The following is a 17,891-nucleotide window of genomic DNA, read 5'->3' on the forward strand; positions in this document are numbered from 1 at the left end:
GACCAAACGAAACATCTGTTGTCGTGTGTCGTGAGTCATAGGTCGTGTGTTATGTGTCAAGGGTCGTCCTTTCGTCAAAAAGTGAGGACGCGGTCCGCGGTGGCGACGTCTTCGAGCAAAAACGCCGGAAGGCCGCGCACCGCGTCGATCTCAGGAATCAAATCCTCTTTCTTCAACCCGCACATTTCCAGCGATGAACTGCACACGTAATATTGTACATCCCCCGAGGCCTTGATGTCGCGGCAGAGCTTGTGCACATCGAGGACGTCCAGCTTCTTCAGCCGCTGGATCACGCCGCCGGCTTCCCCCATAAACGCCGCCGAGAGCTCAATCTGATTGATGGCCTCTGGTGTCAGCCGAAACACCGATTCGTCGCGGAACAACACCCGGACTTTCATCTCCGAATGCACCGCCGCCATCAGCAGCGTGAGCACTTGGATGAAGTTATTCGTCGTCACGCCAGAAACAATCACTGCAAGAGATTTCATGGTTAGCTATCTGCTAATTGCTAGATGCTCCGTTAATACACGGGTCCATCGGATTCAGGCACTTGCGGTGTTGGCACATCGTCCATGTTGGACAGCGGATGCGGCTGTCCACCCGTGAGCAGTTTGGCCAGCTCGGCATCGCCGACGCGCGCGCACCAGTCATGAAACGATTCCCGCGCCTTGCGCTGTTGCGTGAAGGCGACCAGCACGCGTTCCAAGCGTTTGGCGCATTCGGCGGCGGGAATTTTTCGCACGATCGGATGATTAAATCCTGCCCCCTTCCCTAACCGGCCGCCGACAAACACGTCATACGCATCAACGATTTGACCATCGACTTTCGTTTTGGATCCCATCAGCCCAATGTTCGCAATCTGGTATTGCGCGCACGAGTTCGGACAGCCGGTGATATGCAGCCGCAGCGGCTCAGCCAGCGGCACATGCTGCTCCAGATACTCCACGATCTGCCGCGAGCGCGCCTTCGTTTCGGTGATGGCCAGCTTGCAAAACTCAGTGCCGGTGCAGGTCACGACGCTGCGCCGAATCGGATGCGCATTGATGGAGAGTCCGACATCGGCCAGACCTGACAACACTGACTCGACATTCCGCTCTGGAATATTCAACAGAAGAATATTCTGCCGGACGGTCAACCGAATGGTGTTCCCGTCGCCATATCGTCGGCACAGATCCGCGACTCGTTTCATCTGGGGACTCGTGATCCGACCGACGAGCACCGGCGAACCAACGTAGTACAACCCATCCTGCTTTTGCGCGTGCACCCCAACATGATCACGATAACTGTCTGAAGGCTCCTCATAGTCAGCCGGCGCATCATCAAGCTTCCGACCCAATCGCGCTTCCACCGTTTCACGAAATTTGGCCACGCCCCAGTCATGGATTAAATATTTAAACCGCGCATGATGGCGTTTCTCGCGATACTCGGGCGTTTCGCTCCAGAGATCCGTGATCTGCTGAATGACCGGCACGGCGTCTTCCGGCCGGATGAAGGCCTTCATCCGCTGGCTGATGAAGGGCTGCGTTGAGAGCCCGCCACCCACACGCAGATCAAACCCTAGCTCTTGCCGTCCGTCCACGGCACGTGAGGCTGCCACCAGCGAGACGCATTGAATTTCGGGCAATGAGCACCACGTCCGGCAACCCGAAACGCCGATTTTGTATTTGCGGGGCAGATTGGCGTATTTCACGTTGCCGTAGAAAAAGTCGCTGACCGCTTTCGCGATCGGGCTGGCATCGAAAAGCTCTTCGCGATCGACACCGGCCACCGGACAGCCGACGACGTTGCGCAGAATATCGCCGCAGGCCCCCAAGGAGCCGATGCCGACGCGCTTGAGCCGCTCCAGGGTCGGGAGAATCTTCGAATAGTGGACCCAGTGCAGCTGGAAATCTTGCCGGGTGGTGATGTCGGCATATCCCTTCTGCCATTGCTCGGCGATGGCGGCGATCTCCGCGAGCTGCTCGGGGGTCACAAACCCGTTGGGCTGCTTCGTGCGCAGCATGAAATACTCCGGCTCATGCCGATGCGTATAGAGGCCCAGCCACTTGCACATGAACAGATCATCTTCGGTCAGCGTTTCAACGCCTGCCGTGGCGGCGCGCTCAATGGCCTTCAGCACGTCAAAGGGATTCCCGTATCGCTGTTTGATGGTTTCGGAGGTATTCGGCATCACGGGCCTGACGATGTTACTTGGCTAACTCGACTTTGCTACCGACATCGTGCCACCAGCGGTCGAGCTCTGGCGTGAAGTATTTGACGCGGATTTTCTTGTACTCTTTTGTGCTGAAGAGATTCTTGTGGGGAAACGGCCCGGTCCGCTCCTCGATGCGCTTGGCGACGTCCATGCACGCCGAATACGTCGCGGCATGGATCATGGTAAAGAGCGGATAGGGCCAATGCGGATAGATCGGGCGGCGGTAGCAGTGGCTGACTTCTCGGAACAGGGCCATCTGCTCGCCGACGACATCGGCCTGCTCCTGGGGCACTTGCCAGACGACCATCGCGTTGGCCAGAAATCCGGCGTTGCGATGGTGGAGAATCGCAGCAAAGCGGCGCATGTAGCCTAAGCGTTCCATCTGTGTCGCCCAGGCGAATACGTCTTCTTCGCTCATGTCGGCCTGCTCGGCCCAGACGGCATACGGCATCTCGAGCAGCGGCAGATCCTCTTGCAGCACGCGGATGAGGCGGATGTCGGTGTCGCTCAGCGGGGGCTTCTGCGCCCATCGTTTTTTCTCATCGTAAATGTCTTCCGGGCTTTCGAGCGCAGACTCCTGCCCGGTCAGATCGAGCTTGACCCCGATCTTATACAGCCGCAAGGTCGGCAGGATGATGGTCTCCTCGGCCCGGGCGAGCGTGTGCAAAATCTGGATGACCTGCTCGAGCGAATCCCCGGGCGGCACCGCGATGGTAAACCAGATGTTAAAGGGGTCATTGCGCTTGTAGTTGTGCGACACGCCGGGGTGCTGATTGACCACCTCAGCCGCCTCATCCACGCGCTCCGGATCGACTTTCATCGCCGCCAGCGTGCTTTGGTAGCCGAGCGTGCGGGTATCGAAAATGGCGGAGAGCTGCCGAATCACGTGCTCACTTTTCAGCCGGCCGACGCGCGCGAGGCATTCCTGCTCGGAGAGGCCGAGTTTTTCTCCAAGCTGCTCAAAGGGCCGGTGGACCACGGGAAATTGCTTTTGCACCTCGGTGAGGAGCGCTCGGTCAATCGGATCAAGCACTGGCAGTTGGGGCATGGAGGTCGGCTGCTGCGGCGGCGTTGAGGCCGAAATCGGCCGCATACAATTGGGCAATCCGCGCGACGGCCTCCGCCGACAGCGGCGGGGCTGCGGCGGCGGCGACAAACTCCTGCAGCAGCGCTTCATTATAGATGTTCGGCAGCACGGATGCCACGGCCGGCTCTGACAAGATAAAGTGTATCGCCGCCTGCCCCAGGCTCCGTCCGGCGCGCTCGGTGAGAAACCCGAGCTGCTGAACTTTCTTCAAGCCGTTGACTTGCCATTGTCGTTTGCGCTCATCGGTGGAGACGCGATGAAATCGGTGATCGTGCTCGGCAAACACCGTCTCAGGCTTGACGGTGCCATCCAGCAATCCTGAGGCATGCGGCACGCGCACGAGGAAGCTGGCGTGATGCTGCCGGCCGAGAGGAAAGAGCCGCAGGCCCAGCATCTGCTCAAGCAAATTATAGATGATGTACACCATGTCGACGCTACGGCGCTCAATCGCATACGCCCCCTCATCCATCTGGCGCTCGGCGATGGCCGGGCCAAGCGATGGCCCATACGCGCGGATCTTCCCCTCGCTTTTGAGCGCCTCCAGTGTGGCGAAGAGATCATCACGCTGTAACGCCTCGAGGCGGGGGTTGTGCAATTGATAGATGTCGATGTGGTCCGTCTGCAAGCGCGTGAGGCTTTCTTCGAGTGCTACGCGCACGTACTCCGGACGCCAATCGTGGGGGAGCTCCTCCTGGCCGCTGCGCGCGGTGTGATGATAAAAATCGTAGCCGAACTTCGTGCCAATGGTGATGTCCTTGCGATGCTGGCCAAGGGCTTCAGCCAGGATCGTCTCGCCGCGGCCGCGGCCGTAGGTGTCGGCCGTATCAAAAAACGTGATGCCAAGGTCAAAGGCCCGGCGCAACAACTCGATGCCGACGGCCTCGTCTGTGATCCCCCACCAGGTTGTCGACACGGTCCAGACGCCGAACCCCACCTCGGATACCTTCACATCCGTCGCGCCAATGCGTCGAGTCTTCATGCAAAGACCTCCGTGGGGATGCCGGTTGTCGATGTCAAGCGATCGGCAATCTGCTGTAGCTGCGACCGCGGCACCTTGTGAATCCCGTCGGCGGCGGTCGGCCGATCGATCGTATAGACCTGCACCGCGCGCGGCGAGAGCCAGCCGACTTTCTCGACCCATAATTGCAGATGGCCCTCCTGAGTGTTATCGCAAACCCCGTGGATAAACATGCTCTGGAGGATGATGTCGGGGACGCGCTTGAGCCCCTCGAGCATCGCCTGAAAATCAATCGAAACCAGCGGTTGATTGATGCGCTGCCAGGTCGCGGCATCCGCCGCGTCGAATTTCATGCACCGCACATCCAGCAGCGCCAGGGCCTCGCGCACGCGCGGACGCATTACCTGGGTCGCATCGGAGAGCATCCCGACGGCCGCGCGAGGAAAATAGGCATCGCGCAGCTGCTTGACTCCATCCACCAGCGCGGCGAGGTCCGGATGCAGGGTGGGCTCGCCGTTGCCGGCAAATGTCAGGCAGTCCACCGGCGTCTTCGCCTCGGCATAGCGCTGCAGACTCCGCCGGATCTCGGCCAGCAGCTCTGGGGCCCGCCGCATCCGCTCGGGGGAGCCCTTCGCCGTCGTCCACCCATATTGGCAGTAGACGCAATTCGACGAACAGACCTTTCGGCTCACCGGCAGGAGATTGATCCCCAGGGAGTGGCCGAATCGCCGAGAATGGATCGGGCCGTAGACCGCAGCATCTTGGAGGGGAATTGGTGTCGGCATCGTCGAGAAAACCTATTGTAGGGCAGGATCTTGACGACGTCAATGTGGCGGCCACTCTTAGGTTGGTGCGGCGGCGCGGCGCTTGAAGACCCGGTCGATCCGCAACAGCAGGTCTTCGTGGTCAAACGGTTTGATGATGTAGTCCTCGACGCCTTCAAGCTCAAACAAATCTTTCATCCGGTCGCGCGCCGTCAAGATGATGACCGGGGTTTTGCTGCGGCCGAACCGGTGGTTGAGCTCCCGCAAGCACGAATAGCCGTCCATGACCGGCATCAACACATCAAGAATGATCAGATCCGGATGCTCCTGCTCCACCAACGCGAGGGCTTGCTGGCCGTCGTTGGCGACAAACGCCTGATAGCCTTTCGACTGCAATCGGATTTTAATGGCGAGTGCCAACTGCTGCTCATCATCCACGATAAGGATTTTCTTTCCCCCCGGCGGTGCCATGGCATCACCCTCCTTGTGCCGCGTCTAACAGCGATTGGACTGCTGAAACCACCTGCTCCGAGTGAAACGGCTTCTGCATGACGATCACGGAATCGAGTTTGGCCAATTGCCGCTCCCGCGCCCGCTCCGGCAGCGCGGTGAGGACCATCGCGGGAATCTTCGCGGTCGCTGGGTCGGCCTTGAGGCGCTGGAGCATTTCATAGCCATTCATCTTCGGCATGAGCAAATCGACGATGAGCAGATCCGGCGGCGGCGCCTGCCGGGCCTTCGCCAGCCCCTCTTCGCCGTTCTCGGCTGTCTCGCACAGGAAGCCGGCGGCCCGCAGGCGGATCGCCAGCGCGTAGCGCAGATCCGACTCATCATCCACGATCAGCACACGCTTGCCCATCACCCGGCCCCCTTGGGGTCCTGCTGCAGCACGTCGCGCACTTTCGCCAACAAGTCTTCGAGCTGAAACGGCTTGGCAATGTGGTTGTAGGTCGGATGATCCAGCCCCAGCCGTTCATCGGTGCGCTCGCCTTTGCCGGTCACGATGATGACCGGGATGTCTCTCGTGTTGGGGTTTTCCTTCAGGAGATGATAGACCTCGTACCCTTCCATCACCGGCATCATCAGATCCAGCAGAATCACGTCAGCGTGGTGGAGCTTCAGCAGCTCAAGGGCTTGGAGCCCCCCCTCGGCGGCCAGGACGTCATAGCCGCGGTGCTCCAGCGCCTCGGCAATGAATTGCCGCACTTTCGGCTCATCGTCCACGACCAAGACGCACGGCTTGACTTCCTGGGCATGCTGGACTTGGCGATCGGCGGCGCGCAAGAGCTCCTCATCATTCAGGGCGTCATCGGGGTAGGTCGCCGTGGCAACTGTCACAGAGACCTTGATCGCGCGGCCGTCCACGGTCAGCCGCCAGGCGTTGATGGTGCGCAGCAGCCGCGCCATGATCGTCTGGGCCGTGGCTTTATCGACCTCTGAGAGCATCACGACCATCTCGCCGCGGTGCCACCGAATGACGACATCGCCGGCCCGGCGGCGGATGGTATCCCGAATGAGCAGCTCCATCTCCTTCAGCATCCGGCTCATTTCCTCCAGCCCGTACAACGCCATCAGCTCCTGGAACTTGACCACCGCCACGACCGCAATCGAAAAGGGGGCCTGCCGGCGTTTCGCCGATTCAACCCCCGCGCGGAGGTATTCGCGGAAGACGTCATCCAAATGCTGCTTGGGCAGGGTGAAGGAAAACACGCTGCCCTTGCCCGGCTCGCTCGAGGCTCGAATGGACCCCCCGTGCAGCTCAACCAGCCGCCGGCTGATCGCCAGCCCAAGCCCGGTGCCTTTGGAGCCGCTGCCGCCGATGCTGCGGCGGAACTGCTGGAATTTCTCGAAGAGCTTCGGCAGATCATCCGGGGCGATCCCCACCCCGGTATCGGAGACGCTGAATTCGAGCTCCGTGGACTGCTCAAAGACCGCCAGGCGCACTTTCCCGCCAGGATCGGTGAATTTGATGGCGTTGCTCACGAGATTCACGAGCACTTGCGTCATTTTATCGGCATCCACGAAGAGGCTCGGCAGCCCCGGAGGAAGGTCCGTCTCAAGGCTGACGCGCTTGCTCTCCGCCAGGGGCCGCATCGACTGTATCACGGCATCGACCAGCGCCTGAGGCTCCACCAACCGCTTATTCAGCAGCACCCGGCCGGCCTCGATTTTCGCCATGTCGAGGAGGTCGTCGATGATCCGAGAGAGCCGATCGACATTGGCGGTGATGATGGAGAGATATTCCGTCTGATCCGGCGTGACGTCGCCCGCGATCCCATCGGCGATGATGGCGGTGAACTCTTTGATGGTCGACATGGGCGTGCGCAATTCGTGGCTGACCATGGAGACGAAGTCGGTTTTGAGCTCATCCAAGCGCTTGAGCTCATCATTAGCGCGCCGCAGCTCGACATTGCGCTCCTCCAGCAGCCGGGCGTGCTCCCACAACTCATTCTGCAGCTGCTCGCGCTCATCCTTCAAGTGCTTGCGCTCCAAGACCTCGCGGATCACCACCGGCAGCGCCGTCAGATGGCCCATGTGGGGGGATTTGATGATGTAATCGTAGGCGCCGAGCTTCATCGCCTCAACCGCCAGCACCTCATCGCCGTGGCCGCTTAAGATGATGCACACCGCTCCGGGTTTCATGGTGGTAATCCGCCGCAGGATTTCCGTGCCGTGCAGATCGGGCAGCTTCATGTCCAGCAGGTACACATCGAAGGAGGCCGCCACGATCCGCTCCAGGCCTTGGCGGCCGGTCCGGCAGACGTCGACGACGAAGCCTTCATGCTCGAGGGCTTCCTTGGTCAGGAGGGCTTGCCCTTCGTCGTCCTCAATCAGGAGAATGGAGCGTGGGGTCTGGTCCATGCCGCGTGTCAGTCGGGAAAGCGCACCACATCGAGAAACAGCCCCAGGGCCCGGACGCGCTCTTGAAAGTTTTCATACTGGATCGGCTTGACGATGTAGCTGTTCGCCCCCAGCTTATAGCACCGATTCACTTCGGCCTGGTCGTCGGTCGAGGTGAGCATCAGCACCGGAATCAGCTTCAAACGCGGATCCGTCTTCACCCTTTCCAACACTGAAAAGCCGTCCAGCTTCGGCATTTTGATGTCCAGGAGAATCAGGCCGGGTTTCGGCGATTTGCCCGCGTCCTGGTATTCGCCGCGCCGCAGCAGATAGTCCAGCGCTTGCTGGCCATCGGTCAGCTCGATGATATCATTGATAATGCCTCCCGCCCGAAGATTTTCCCGGATCAGCAGGCGATGACCCTCATCATCCTCCACCAGCAGAATCACAATGGATTGCTTTTCGTCAGTCATCGCTTCAGCCCTCCGCTGTTCGCTGCTGATGGCGAGGCAGCGTGAAATAAAACGTGCTGCCCTGCCCCCGCTGCGAGACGACCCAGATTCTGCCGCCGTGGGCGCGCAGAATCTTGCGCACATAGGACAGCCCGACGCCTTCGCCGGGCACATCCACCGCCTGCAGGCGCGTGAACATCTGAAAGACCCGCTCTTGATCCTCCAGGGCGATGCCAATACCGGTATCGCGCACAAAACACTCGACACCGCCCTCCGTGTCCCGGCCGCCGATTTCAATGAAGCGGATGCCGGTGGCCCCCATATAGTTAACCGCATTGGACACCAGATTGGCAAACACTTGGTTGATTTCGTTGCGCCGGCAGGGGACCTGGGCGGGCAGCGGGTGGCGGATCACCTGGATCGCCGCCTCCTTGAGCTGATGCTGCACGGTGGCGAGCGCGTCATCCACAATGGCATCCAGATCGTGCGGCTGCGGCGGATCGGCTCGCCGTCCCACGCGGGAGACGGCCAGGAGCGAGGCGAGCAGCGCGTCCATCTTCTCCACGCTTTTGGAAATAAACCGCAAGGATTCCGCGCACCGCGACTGCAGCTCCTGGCGCAAGGCGGTGATGTGCTCGGACAGAGCCTGATCGGCGCAGCGGCTCTGGGCGCGCTGCAGCGTGTCCACAGCATCTTGAATGACCGGGGCCAGCCGCGTGGAGAAGCCCTGGATATTGATGAGGGGTGCCCGCAGGTCGTGGGAGACGACCCGCAGCACATCTTCCATTTCTTGATTCACGGCCGAGAGCTCCTGGGTCGAGCGCTCCAAGCGTTTGGTGTATTCTTCCAGTTCCGTTTTGGACGCCTGCAGCTCTTCGACCATGTGGTTGAACGACCGCGCCACATCGCTCAGCTCATCGTTGGTCGCCACCGGCACGTGCTGAGAGAGATCGCCGTACTCAGCGATCTTCCGCGCCGCGTCGGTCAGCTCGGCGAGCGGACTGGTGACCCCGCGCGTATAGTAGCGCCCCAGCAAAATCACGATCCCCAGCACCTCAAACGCCACGACCCACGAAAACCGCACAAACTGCTGCAGGGGGAGCGCGAAATCCGACGGAAACGCCACGGACGTGAAGAGGTGCGGCGGGTTCATCGACCGCACAAACGCCACCACCCGGTGCTGGCCGACGCGATCGACCCACACGCCTTCGCGATCCCACCGGCTGAGGTCCGATTCGCGAAAGCGTTCTTCCGCGACATGGCGATACCCGCGCGGATGCGCGGAGATAATGCTCCCATCGGCCACGTTCGACTCAAACACATAGCCCTGGCTTCCCAGAGCCGCGTCCTGCAGCACCATCAGCCGTTCAGCCGGACGGGTCACAAAGCTCAGGCGCACCGCCGCCGCCCGCAATTGGGTCAGCGCTCGATCGCCCATGTACCGCTCAGTAATGATTTGGCCCAGCTTGTAGGCCGCCGGCTGCAAGAGGCAGACGGCCGCAATCGCCAAGACGCACACCGTCCCAAGGAATTTGGCTTCCAGCGAGGCGCGAAACAGCGGCCTCGGGTGCCGCAGCTGGATGCTGCACCAACTGAGCACGGGCTGCAGCGCGCGCGCCGTCCCGAAATAGCAGAACGCTCCCTGCATGCCGCCCACCAGCGGGATCGCCGGCAGCGTCTTGACGATTTCGATGAAGGGCAGATGGGCCCCGACGTAGACCACGGCGATGCCAACCGCATAGGCGATGGCGGCCGCGACAAACGCGGAGCGCGCCACGTCCCATGGCAGCCGCAGGGCGCGCTCATACACCATCAAACATTCGGAACGATCCACCGGGCCGCCGGCGGTCCACCGGCTGAGCGCGTCGTGGATGGGACGATACCAGCGCCGGGGCAGGGCCACCACGCACACGCCGCCGACGAAGGGCAGGGCCACCACATGCATCCAGAGCATCCAGCGCTTCTGCTCCTCGTTCAGCAGCCAAGAAAACCAGGCATAGGTCAGCGCTAAGCCGAATCCGAAGACGACAACAGCCAGGCTCCAGACCCGCAGCAGCCGCAGCAGCGTTCTCCGCGGCGTTGGCAGCCCACCGGTGCTGGTCCTGGTTGTTGCCGCGGCTGATGGCTTCTGATGTCTGGCGCTTGTTTGATGATCGTTCATCATCATCTGTGACGTGAAATTACTGACGGCTCAGCTCAGTATACCGCATGGCCATCGGCAACGTGAATATGAAGGTGCTCCCCTGCCCTGGCTCCGAAACCACCCGGATCGTGCCCCCGTGCGCATGGAGGATCTTGCGCACGTAGGCCAACCCGATGCCTTCGCCGGGGACGTCGATCGTCTGCAACCGAGTGAAGAGCTGGAAGATCCGCTCCTGATCAGCCGGGGTGATGCCAATGCCGGTATCCCGGACGTAGCACTCCGCGAACTCCCCGTGCGCAGCGCCGCCGATCTCAATCTGGCGTGTGGAACATGCTCCCATGTACTTGATGGCATTGCTCAACAGGTTGGAGAAGACCTGGTTGATTTCGTTGCGCCGGCAGGGGATCTGGGCGGGCAGCGGGTGGCGCACCAGCTCAATCTGTTGCTCCTTGAGCTGATGGGTGAGGGTCGCCAGGACATCATCGAGGATCTGGTCGAGATCATGGGGCGCGATGGGATCCGCCCGGCGGCCGACGCGGGAGATGGCCAGCAGCGAGCCGAGCAGCGTGTCCATCTTCTCGACGCTCTTGAAGATGAATTGCATGGATTCCTGGATCCGCTCCGGCGCGCCTGGCGTAGGAGTCTTCAGGAGCTGGTCGAGGCGCTTGGCGAAGCCTTGGATGTTAATCAGGGGGGCGCGCAGGTCGTGGGAGACGACCCGGAGCAGATCTTCCATTTCTTGGTTGAGCGCGGAGAGGTTTTGCGTGGACTGCTCGAGCCGCTCGACCATCTGATTAAAGGAGTGGGCCAAGTCGCTGAGCTCATCGTCCGTGGCCACGGGGACGTGCTGAGACAAGTTTCCTGAGCCGGCGATGGCCCGGACGGCGTCGGTTAATTCGCCGAGCGGCGTGGTCAAGCCGCGGGTGTAGTAGCGCGCAAAGAGAAACACGAGGCAGAGAATCTCGGCGGTCACGAACAACGAGAAGAAGACAAAGCGGCGCAGCGGAGCGGAGAAATCATCCGGAAACGACACCGAGACCAGGGTCCACGGCGGATCGCTGATCCGGAGGAACGTGATAATCCGATGCTCTCCGACGCGATCAATAAGCGTGCCTTCGTCGCCGGCCCAAAACTCGCGATGGCGTTGAAAGAGCCGCTCTTGCGACAGGGATGTATACCTTAGCGCATGGGGAGTCTCGATGCGGCCCTCGGCGGTGCCGGCCACAAAGACATACCCATGAGCCCCCATCACGGCTTCATGAAGAATCTTCATTCGCTCGCTCGGTGGCGTCACAATGGAAATTCGCGCCGCGGCCGCGCGCAATTGGGTCAGCGCCCGATCGCGCAGATACTGCTCTGTGATCGTCTGGCCCAGGGTGTACGCCGCCGGCGGCAGAAAGCAGACCGCCGCAATCGCCGAGACCCAGGTGACGGCGAAAAACTTCACCCCAAGCGAGACGCCGCGGAGGGGGCGCGGAACCTTCAGCTGCGCGCTGCACCAGACCGCCACCGGATACCATCCCCGGATCGTTCCAAAGTAGCCGAAGCTTCCGCACATGCCGCACACCAACGGGATGATGGGCAGCGCTTTCAGCACCTCCACCCACGGCATCTCAACAGCGACGCGCATGATGACGATGCCGATGGCGGTACCAATGGTGATCATCGTCGAGGCAAGGATGGCCACTCGCCACGGCATCCGTAGGGCATCCTCGTAGAGCTTCGTGCATTCTACCCGGCTGATGGGCGCACCCGCAACCCATGACATGAGCTTTCGATACATTGGGCCATAGTACAACAGCCACAGATACACCCAGCACGCGACCCCCCCGACCGGCGCGATGACAAATACGATCGAGATCAGCCACCGCCACTGAATGGGATCCAGGAGCCAGGCGGAGCGGAGATACGTGAGGATGACGCCAAACCCGAACACCACCAAGGTGGCCAGCCACACACGAAAGAGGTACAAAATCACTTGGAGGGGTGCCAAGGGAGGTGCGTGCTCATTGCGCGTGAGAACATCCGCTGGCGCTGCCGCGTCGCTGAGGTTTTTCATGGAGTTTTAAGCCCTGTTAAGGGGCATTACGTGAAGTATACCTGACGGAGGCAGCGCGAAACAATGCAACAGCAAGATGGGCCAACGGTTAGAACGGTTAGAGCGTCGCGGCCCAGCGGAGAAACCGCAGGAGGATCGTGGGGTGGCGGATCACAAACGCGGCGAAGCGGGCGGCGGTGATGTCCTCGGCATGGAGCAGCCGGCCCTGCTCATCCAGCACGCCATACGTCTCCAGGCGCCAGCGCAGCAGCGGGGAGCGCCAGGGAGTGAGGACGTACGGCCAGCTCAGGCGAATGGCGACAAGAAGCATACGAAACCACAGCATAAAAATTACCAATTACCAAGCACCAATGACCAAACAATCACCAATTTTCCAATGACCAAATCACCAAACGTTTGGTTATTGGTCATTCAGTCATTGGTCATGGTTTGGTAATTGGAATTTGGTTATTGGTTATTTTGTTAACAATTTGGTGGCAGCCAAAGCAGCGTCGTAGTTCGGATGGGACGTCACTTCCGGCACGTACTCGACGTAACGCACGGTCCCGCTGGCGTCGACCAAGAAGATCGCCCGGCTCAACAGGCGCAGTTCTTTGATGAGCGCGCCATAGGCGGCGCCGAATGACGCATCGCGGTGGTCCGACGCCGTCATGACGCGACTGATGCCGGCCGCCCCGCACCACCGCTTTTGGGCAAAGGGCAGATCCATGCTGATGGTCACAATCGCCACGTTCGGCAGCTTGGCCGCTTCTTCGTTGAACCGCCGCGTCTGCGCATCGCACACCGGCGTATCCAGCGAGGGCACCACGCTAATCAAGAGGGGCTTGCCTCTGAACTGCCCCAGGGTGATGGGCGAGAGATCCTGCCCAAGGAGTTGAAACTCCGGCGCCTTGCCGCCAACGGTGATTTCTGGCCCAAGCAGGGTGAGAGGACCTCCTTTAAAGGTCACAACACCTCGGCGTTCCTTCCCTAATGCGGTTGCAGTAGCAGTGGCCATCAGCGCCTCCCTCAGGTTTCACGCGATGAGACTTTTATCCTACGGGAAAGCTCTTGCTGCGTCAATACATCACACCTTGACGAGCCTCGCACTCGCCGATAGAGTGAACCTATGAGCCTGACCCTGCTCTTGCATGGCCGGCTTGGCCCGACCGTCAACTATGCACCGCTTGGCTCCTGGCTGCTGCCCTGGCGCATCGGCGATGGGCAAGCGGAATATGCCGCATTGCAGCAGGCGGCAGCGCTCATCGACTATTCGACCCTCGCCGCCATTGAGGTGCGCGGGGCGGATCGCGTGAGTTTCCTACAACGGCTCGTCACGAACGACGTGGCGCGATTGGCCCCCGGCCAGGGGTCTCCGGCAGCCCTCCTAGATGCGAATGGAAAAATGCTCGCGGTCTTTCTCATCCTCATGGATCAGGAGGGGCTGTGGCTGCTGTGTGATGTGGAGCGCGCAGCGCTCATCACGCCGCTGCTGGATCGCTACCTCTTCACCGAGGAGGTGAAGGTCCTCAACCATGAGCGCCGATGGGCCGCGCTGGCCGTGCAGGGACCGAAGGCTCTTCCCTTCCTTCGCGAGCTGACCGAAGCCGCTCCGAAGCCCCCTGTAAACAGCGGGGCGAAGGAGGGTGAAGCCGCTCTCTCGCTCATGGCGAGCGGCGATCATCTCCTCGCGACTCTTGAGGGAAACCCCGTGCGGCTGATCCGTCATGGAATCACCGGAGGCGATGGCGTAGTACTCCTCGTGGAGGCTAACACCGCCGAGCACACCTGGCAGTTCTTGAGAGATCGCGGCCAAAACTTCGGGCTGCGCGTCAGCGGCTGGGAGGCGCTCAACATCGCGAGGATCGAGGCTGGCATTCCGTGGTACGGCATCGACATGGATGCCTCAAACCTGCTGCCGGAAACCGGACTGGAGGCCACCCATGCCAGCGGCACCAAGGGCTGCTACATCGGCCAGGAAATTGTGGCGCGGCTGAGCACGTATGGCTCGCCGAATAAAAAACTGATGGGCTTGGTGTTGGGCGAAGGAGCCAGCGTGCCTGCCTCAGGCGATGAGATCCTGCATGAGCAAGAGTCGATTGGACGGATTACGAGCGGCTGCTACTCATGGCGTTTGAAGCGGCCGATTGCCATGGGGTATGTGAAACGGGGCCGCGACGAACCGAACACGCCGGTGCAGATTCTTCACGGTCAGACGCGATGCCACGCCACTGTGGTGAGGCGTCCTATTGCTGCCAGTACCTGACGAGCTCCTGCATGTGGGTGAGGGTGGCGAGGTTCGGCATCCGATCGAGGAACACCTTGCCGGCCAAGTGATCGCATTCATGCTGGATGACGCGCGCAAAAAAGCCGTGCGTGGAAAACCGCGCTCTTTCCCCTTTGCGGTTGTAGGCTTCGACCTCCAGCGACTCGGCTCGCGGCACCTGCCCTCGCAACTCATGCACGCTCAAACAGCCCTCCCAATCGACCAGCTGTTTTCTTGAGGCGTTGAGGATCTTCGGATTGATCAGCACCGTCAGGGGGATCTTGCCTTCCCCAGGATAGCGGCGGTTATCCGCCACTTCGATGACGGCAATCTGCCGGTTGACATAGACCTGAGGCGCGGCTAAGCCGACCCCGTCATAGTCGCGCATCGTCTCGATCATGTCGTCGATCAACCGCTGGGTCTGTGCGGACGTGATGCTCTCCTTCGGCACCGCCTCCGACGGCATGCGAATCACCGGATGTCCCAGCCGAGCGACCTTGAGAATGGACATCTGTGAATTATCCAGAAACAACCGGGTTGGAGGTGGGGCCGGACTTCGTCAGCGGCAGATATTCAGGATGGCGTTTCAGATAGGCGCCTGAGATATACGAACACGAAGGAATCACCCTGAGTGCGCCGGTTTTCGCATACTCAAAGGCGGCTTTGCACAGCTTCTCAGCGATGCCCTGGCCCCGAAACACCTCGGGCACGTAGGTGTGATAGAGGTCAAGGTCGTTGCCGGTGCGTCGGTACATCACGCAGGCTTCGTAGCCTTCCATGGTGACACAGAAACGGCTTCCCCCGTGATCGTGTCGCACCTCGACGGATGGCTCGCTCATGCTCGTGATCCATTATAATAGAAGGATGGACGCTGTGGAATACCTTCTCGAGGAAATTGCGCGCACGCTGCCGGAGAATCGCACCGCCCTTCGGAAGCTCAAAACCGCTGTGGCCTCACAAACGCGCAGGGCGGCCCTCATCCGGAATGACGCGCTGCTCAGACTCTACCGCCGGCAAGTCGAGCATGGCCAGCGCGCGTCCAATGAGCGGCTCGAGCAGATCTTAACACTCAACGGCATCCGCTCGCAGTCCGGGATTGCCACCGTGACCGTGATCACCGAGCCGTACGCCTGCCCTGGCCGCTGCGTGTACTGCCCCACCGAGGCGCGAGCGCCCAAAAGCTACCTCACCAATGAGCCGGCCGTCATGCGCGCCCTGCGCCATGACTATGATCCGTACCGGCAAGTCACGAGCCGCTTGGAAGCGCTTGAGGAAACCGGCCATGCCACCGAGAAGATCGAACTCATCATCAAAGGCGGCACGTGGTCGTTTTATCCTCAGGCGTATCAACAGGAATTCATCAAGCGGTGCTTTGATGCCGCCAACACCCTATCGTCCCCGACACTTGAAGAAGCCCAGCGCGTGAATGAGACCGCGCAGCATCGAATGATTGGCGTGACGATTGAGACGCGGCCGGATTACATCGACGACGCAGAACTCCGACGATTGCGAAGACTTGGAGTGACGCGGGTGGAATTAGGCGTGCAGAGTCTTGAGGATTCCGTGCTGCGACTCATCGTGCGCGACCACGGAACCATCGAAATCCGCCACGCCACGCGACGACTGAAAGATGCCGGGTTTAAAGTGGCGTATCACCTCATGCCGAATCTTCCGGGAGCGACACCAGAGAGCGATCTTCAGACGGCGCGTCGGCTCGTTGATGATCCAGCCTACCGGCCGGATGCGATGAAAATCTACCCCTGCGTCGTCATCGACACGGCCGAGCTGTATCAGTGGTGGCGGCAGGGGCGCTATGCGCCGTATGACGATGAGACGCTCATTGAGCTGCTCATCGCGATCAAACAGCTTGTTCCGCCGTATCTGCGGATTGAACGAGTGATCCGCGACATTCCCTCCACGTCCATTCGCGCCGGGTGCCTGATCACGAATCTTCGGGAAACAACGCAGCGTCGGATGCGCGCGCAAGAACTGCGCTGCCGCTGCATCCGCTGCCGGCAAGTGCGCGGAGATACGGAAGGACCGTTTACGCTCATCCGCCGCGATTATGAGGCATCCGATGGAACGGAAATGTTCTTGAGTTTCGAGGACGTCGCGCGCGATCAGCTCGCTTCACTGCTGCGCCTGCGCATCCCGGGACGGTTGATAGCAGATATCCCGCGACGCGGGATATCTGCTATCGCCTTGTTTCCGGCACTCGAGGATGCCGCGCTGATCCGAGAGTTGCATTCCTACGGCCACCATGTGCCCCTGCATCGGCGCCGCCAAGGGGCGGTGCAGCACCGAGGGCTCGGCCAGCAGTTGCTTGAGGAGGCGGAACGCATTGCGCGGGAGGAATTCGGGAAACGCCGGATGGCCGTGATTGCCGGTGTCGGGGTGCGCGACTACTACCGGCGCTTCGGTTACGAGCTCGAAGACACCTATATGGTCAAAACGCTGTAAGACGATATCAGATATCGAATTCGATATCTGATATCGCTTTTAGTTGACGAGTTTGTTGCCGGCTCGCTTGGGGGGATCGTTCTTGGGCCGTTCGGGCGCAGGGGGATTGTTCTTAAACTGCGGCGTCAGCTCTTTATTGATGGCGGCATAGGCTTTGTCTTCATCTTCAGAGGCCACAATCGCCCCCACCGGACATTCCGGCAAGCAGAGGCCGCAGTTGATGCAGACTTCCGGGTCGATGATCATGAACTCCTGACCCTTGTAGTCGCCGGGATGAATGCATTCGACCGGACAGACTGTGGCACAAACTGCGTATCGATCGCCCAAGCATTTTTCCGTGATCACATACGCCATGACGACTCCTCCTTGCGTTTTACTGAGTTGTTAGAGCACCAGGTGGGAATCGGTGTCGCGCACACCGCTGAGCTGGCGGATGGTGGAGAGAATTCCGGCGAACTCCTCGTACGGCTCGGCATCGACAAACGCGATCATGTCATGCTCGCCGGTCACCTGATAGACCATCTTGATGCCGGCGAGCTTGGCGACGGCATGCTCGACTTCCTTTTCGTGGCCGGGCACCACATCGATCATGATGAAGGCTTTCGGCATCGTTTCCTCTATACTAGGATATTGTAGCCTGAGTCGTCCGCCGACTCAAGCAAATCCGCTGATGGCGCTCCACGCTGAA

Annotated in this window: 19 protein-coding genes; 2 read left to right on the forward strand and 17 right to left on the reverse strand. The window is 60.6% G+C overall.

Features of this window, described 5'->3' with window-relative positions; genetic code table 11:
- Window positions 1-74: 74 nt before the first annotated feature.
- From HY737_01490 to tpx, 13 genes are all read right to left on the reverse strand, one after another.
- On the reverse strand, window positions 75-488 hold the full coding sequence (locus HY737_01490; protein MBI4597062.1) for a DsrE family protein: 414 nt from the start codon (window positions 486-488) through the stop codon (window positions 75-77).
- A gap of 32 nt (window positions 489-520) precedes the next feature.
- Window positions 521-2,170 carry a nitrite reductase gene (locus HY737_01495; protein MBI4597063.1) on the reverse strand — a complete coding sequence of 550 codons (1,650 nt, stop codon included), beginning with the start codon at window positions 2,168-2,170 and terminating at the stop codon, window positions 521-523.
- 16 nt (window positions 2,171-2,186) lie between these two features.
- A complete protein-coding gene (locus HY737_01500) occupies window positions 2,187-3,242 on the reverse strand; it encodes an Lrp/AsnC family transcriptional regulator (GenBank protein ID MBI4597064.1) in 1,056 nt (351 codons plus the stop codon).
- Window positions 3,220-4,260 (reverse strand): aldo/keto reductase, encoded by a 1,041-nt coding sequence (locus HY737_01505; protein MBI4597065.1) that lies wholly within the window; start codon window positions 4,258-4,260, stop codon window positions 3,220-3,222. The genes HY737_01500 and HY737_01505 overlap by 23 nt, the downstream gene beginning before the upstream one ends.
- The gene (locus HY737_01510; GenBank protein ID MBI4597066.1) at window positions 4,257-5,024 is read right to left on the reverse strand and encodes a radical SAM protein; all 768 of its coding nucleotides are present in this window, start codon (window positions 5,022-5,024) and stop codon (window positions 4,257-4,259) included. Before HY737_01510 ends, HY737_01505 begins: the two co-directional genes overlap by 4 nt.
- A gap of 57 nt (window positions 5,025-5,081) precedes the next feature.
- Window positions 5,082-5,474 carry a response regulator gene (locus HY737_01515; GenBank protein ID MBI4597067.1) on the reverse strand — a complete coding sequence of 131 codons (393 nt, stop codon included), beginning with the start codon at window positions 5,472-5,474 and terminating at the stop codon, window positions 5,082-5,084.
- 4 nt (window positions 5,475-5,478) lie between these two features.
- Entirely contained in the window at window positions 5,479-5,865 is a 387-nt protein-coding gene (locus HY737_01520; protein ID MBI4597068.1) for a response regulator, read from the reverse strand.
- A complete protein-coding gene (locus HY737_01525; protein MBI4597069.1) occupies window positions 5,862-7,865 on the reverse strand; it encodes a response regulator in 2,004 nt (667 codons plus the stop codon). Before HY737_01525 ends, HY737_01520 begins: the two co-directional genes overlap by 4 nt.
- An 8-nt stretch (window positions 7,866-7,873) precedes the next feature.
- Window positions 7,874-8,317 carry a response regulator gene (locus HY737_01530; GenBank protein ID MBI4597070.1) on the reverse strand — a complete coding sequence of 148 codons (444 nt, stop codon included), beginning with the start codon at window positions 8,315-8,317 and terminating at the stop codon, window positions 7,874-7,876.
- A 4-nt stretch (window positions 8,318-8,321) separates the two neighbouring features.
- A complete protein-coding gene (locus tag HY737_01535; GenBank protein ID MBI4597071.1) occupies window positions 8,322-10,463 on the reverse strand; it encodes a HAMP domain-containing histidine kinase in 2,142 nt (713 codons plus the stop codon).
- Window positions 10,464-10,476: 13 nt separating this feature from the next.
- Window positions 10,477-12,498 carry a HAMP domain-containing protein gene (locus HY737_01540; GenBank protein ID MBI4597072.1) on the reverse strand — a complete coding sequence of 674 codons (2,022 nt, stop codon included), beginning with the start codon at window positions 12,496-12,498 and terminating at the stop codon, window positions 10,477-10,479.
- Between the two features lie 97 nt (window positions 12,499-12,595).
- A complete protein-coding gene (locus HY737_01545; GenBank protein ID MBI4597073.1) occupies window positions 12,596-12,808 on the reverse strand; it encodes a hypothetical protein in 213 nt (70 codons plus the stop codon).
- Between the two features lie 144 nt (window positions 12,809-12,952).
- On the reverse strand, window positions 12,953-13,495 hold the full coding sequence (tpx, locus tag HY737_01550; GenBank protein ID MBI4597074.1) for a thiol peroxidase: 543 nt from the start codon (window positions 13,493-13,495) through the stop codon (window positions 12,953-12,955).
- Between the two features lie 111 nt (window positions 13,496-13,606).
- Between tpx and HY737_01555 the strand changes: the two genes are divergently transcribed.
- Window positions 13,607-14,743 carry an aminomethyl transferase family protein gene (locus HY737_01555; protein ID MBI4597075.1) on the forward strand — a complete coding sequence of 379 codons (1,137 nt, stop codon included), beginning with the start codon at window positions 13,607-13,609 and terminating at the stop codon, window positions 14,741-14,743.
- Here the strand turns inward: HY737_01555 and def are convergent.
- On the reverse strand, window positions 14,724-15,254 hold the full coding sequence (gene def / locus HY737_01560) for a peptide deformylase (protein MBI4597076.1): 531 nt from the start codon (window positions 15,252-15,254) through the stop codon (window positions 14,724-14,726). The two genes, HY737_01555 and def, sit on opposite strands and share 20 nt — an antisense overlap.
- Window positions 15,255-15,261: 7 nt before the next feature.
- Entirely contained in the window at window positions 15,262-15,582 is a 321-nt protein-coding gene (locus HY737_01565; GenBank protein ID MBI4597077.1) for an N-acetyltransferase, read from the reverse strand.
- A 34-nt stretch (window positions 15,583-15,616) separates the two neighbouring features.
- On the opposite strand from HY737_01565, the gene HY737_01570 reads away from it, so the two are divergent.
- Window positions 15,617-17,203 (forward strand): tRNA uridine(34) 5-carboxymethylaminomethyl modification radical SAM/GNAT enzyme Elp3, encoded by a 1,587-nt coding sequence (locus HY737_01570; protein MBI4597078.1) that lies wholly within the window; start codon window positions 15,617-15,619, stop codon window positions 17,201-17,203.
- Between the two features lie 39 nt (window positions 17,204-17,242).
- On the opposite strand, the gene HY737_01575 is transcribed toward HY737_01570, so the two are convergent.
- Together HY737_01575 and HY737_01580 are read right to left on the reverse strand one after the other, a co-directional pair.
- Window positions 17,243-17,557: a ferredoxin family protein gene (locus HY737_01575; protein MBI4597079.1), complete on the reverse strand. Its 315-nt coding sequence runs from the start codon at window positions 17,555-17,557 to the stop codon at window positions 17,243-17,245.
- A 30-nt stretch (window positions 17,558-17,587) separates the two neighbouring features.
- Complete coding sequence (locus HY737_01580) at window positions 17,588-17,812, reverse strand: Lrp/AsnC ligand binding domain-containing protein (protein ID MBI4597080.1); 225 nt, start codon at window positions 17,810-17,812, stop codon at window positions 17,588-17,590.
- Between the last annotated feature and the right edge of the window lie 79 nt (window positions 17,813-17,891).

Source organism: Candidatus Omnitrophota bacterium, assembly GCA_016209275.1.
Classification (GTDB): Bacteria; Omnitrophota; Gorgyraeia; order Aquiviventales; family Aquiviventaceae; genus JACQWM01.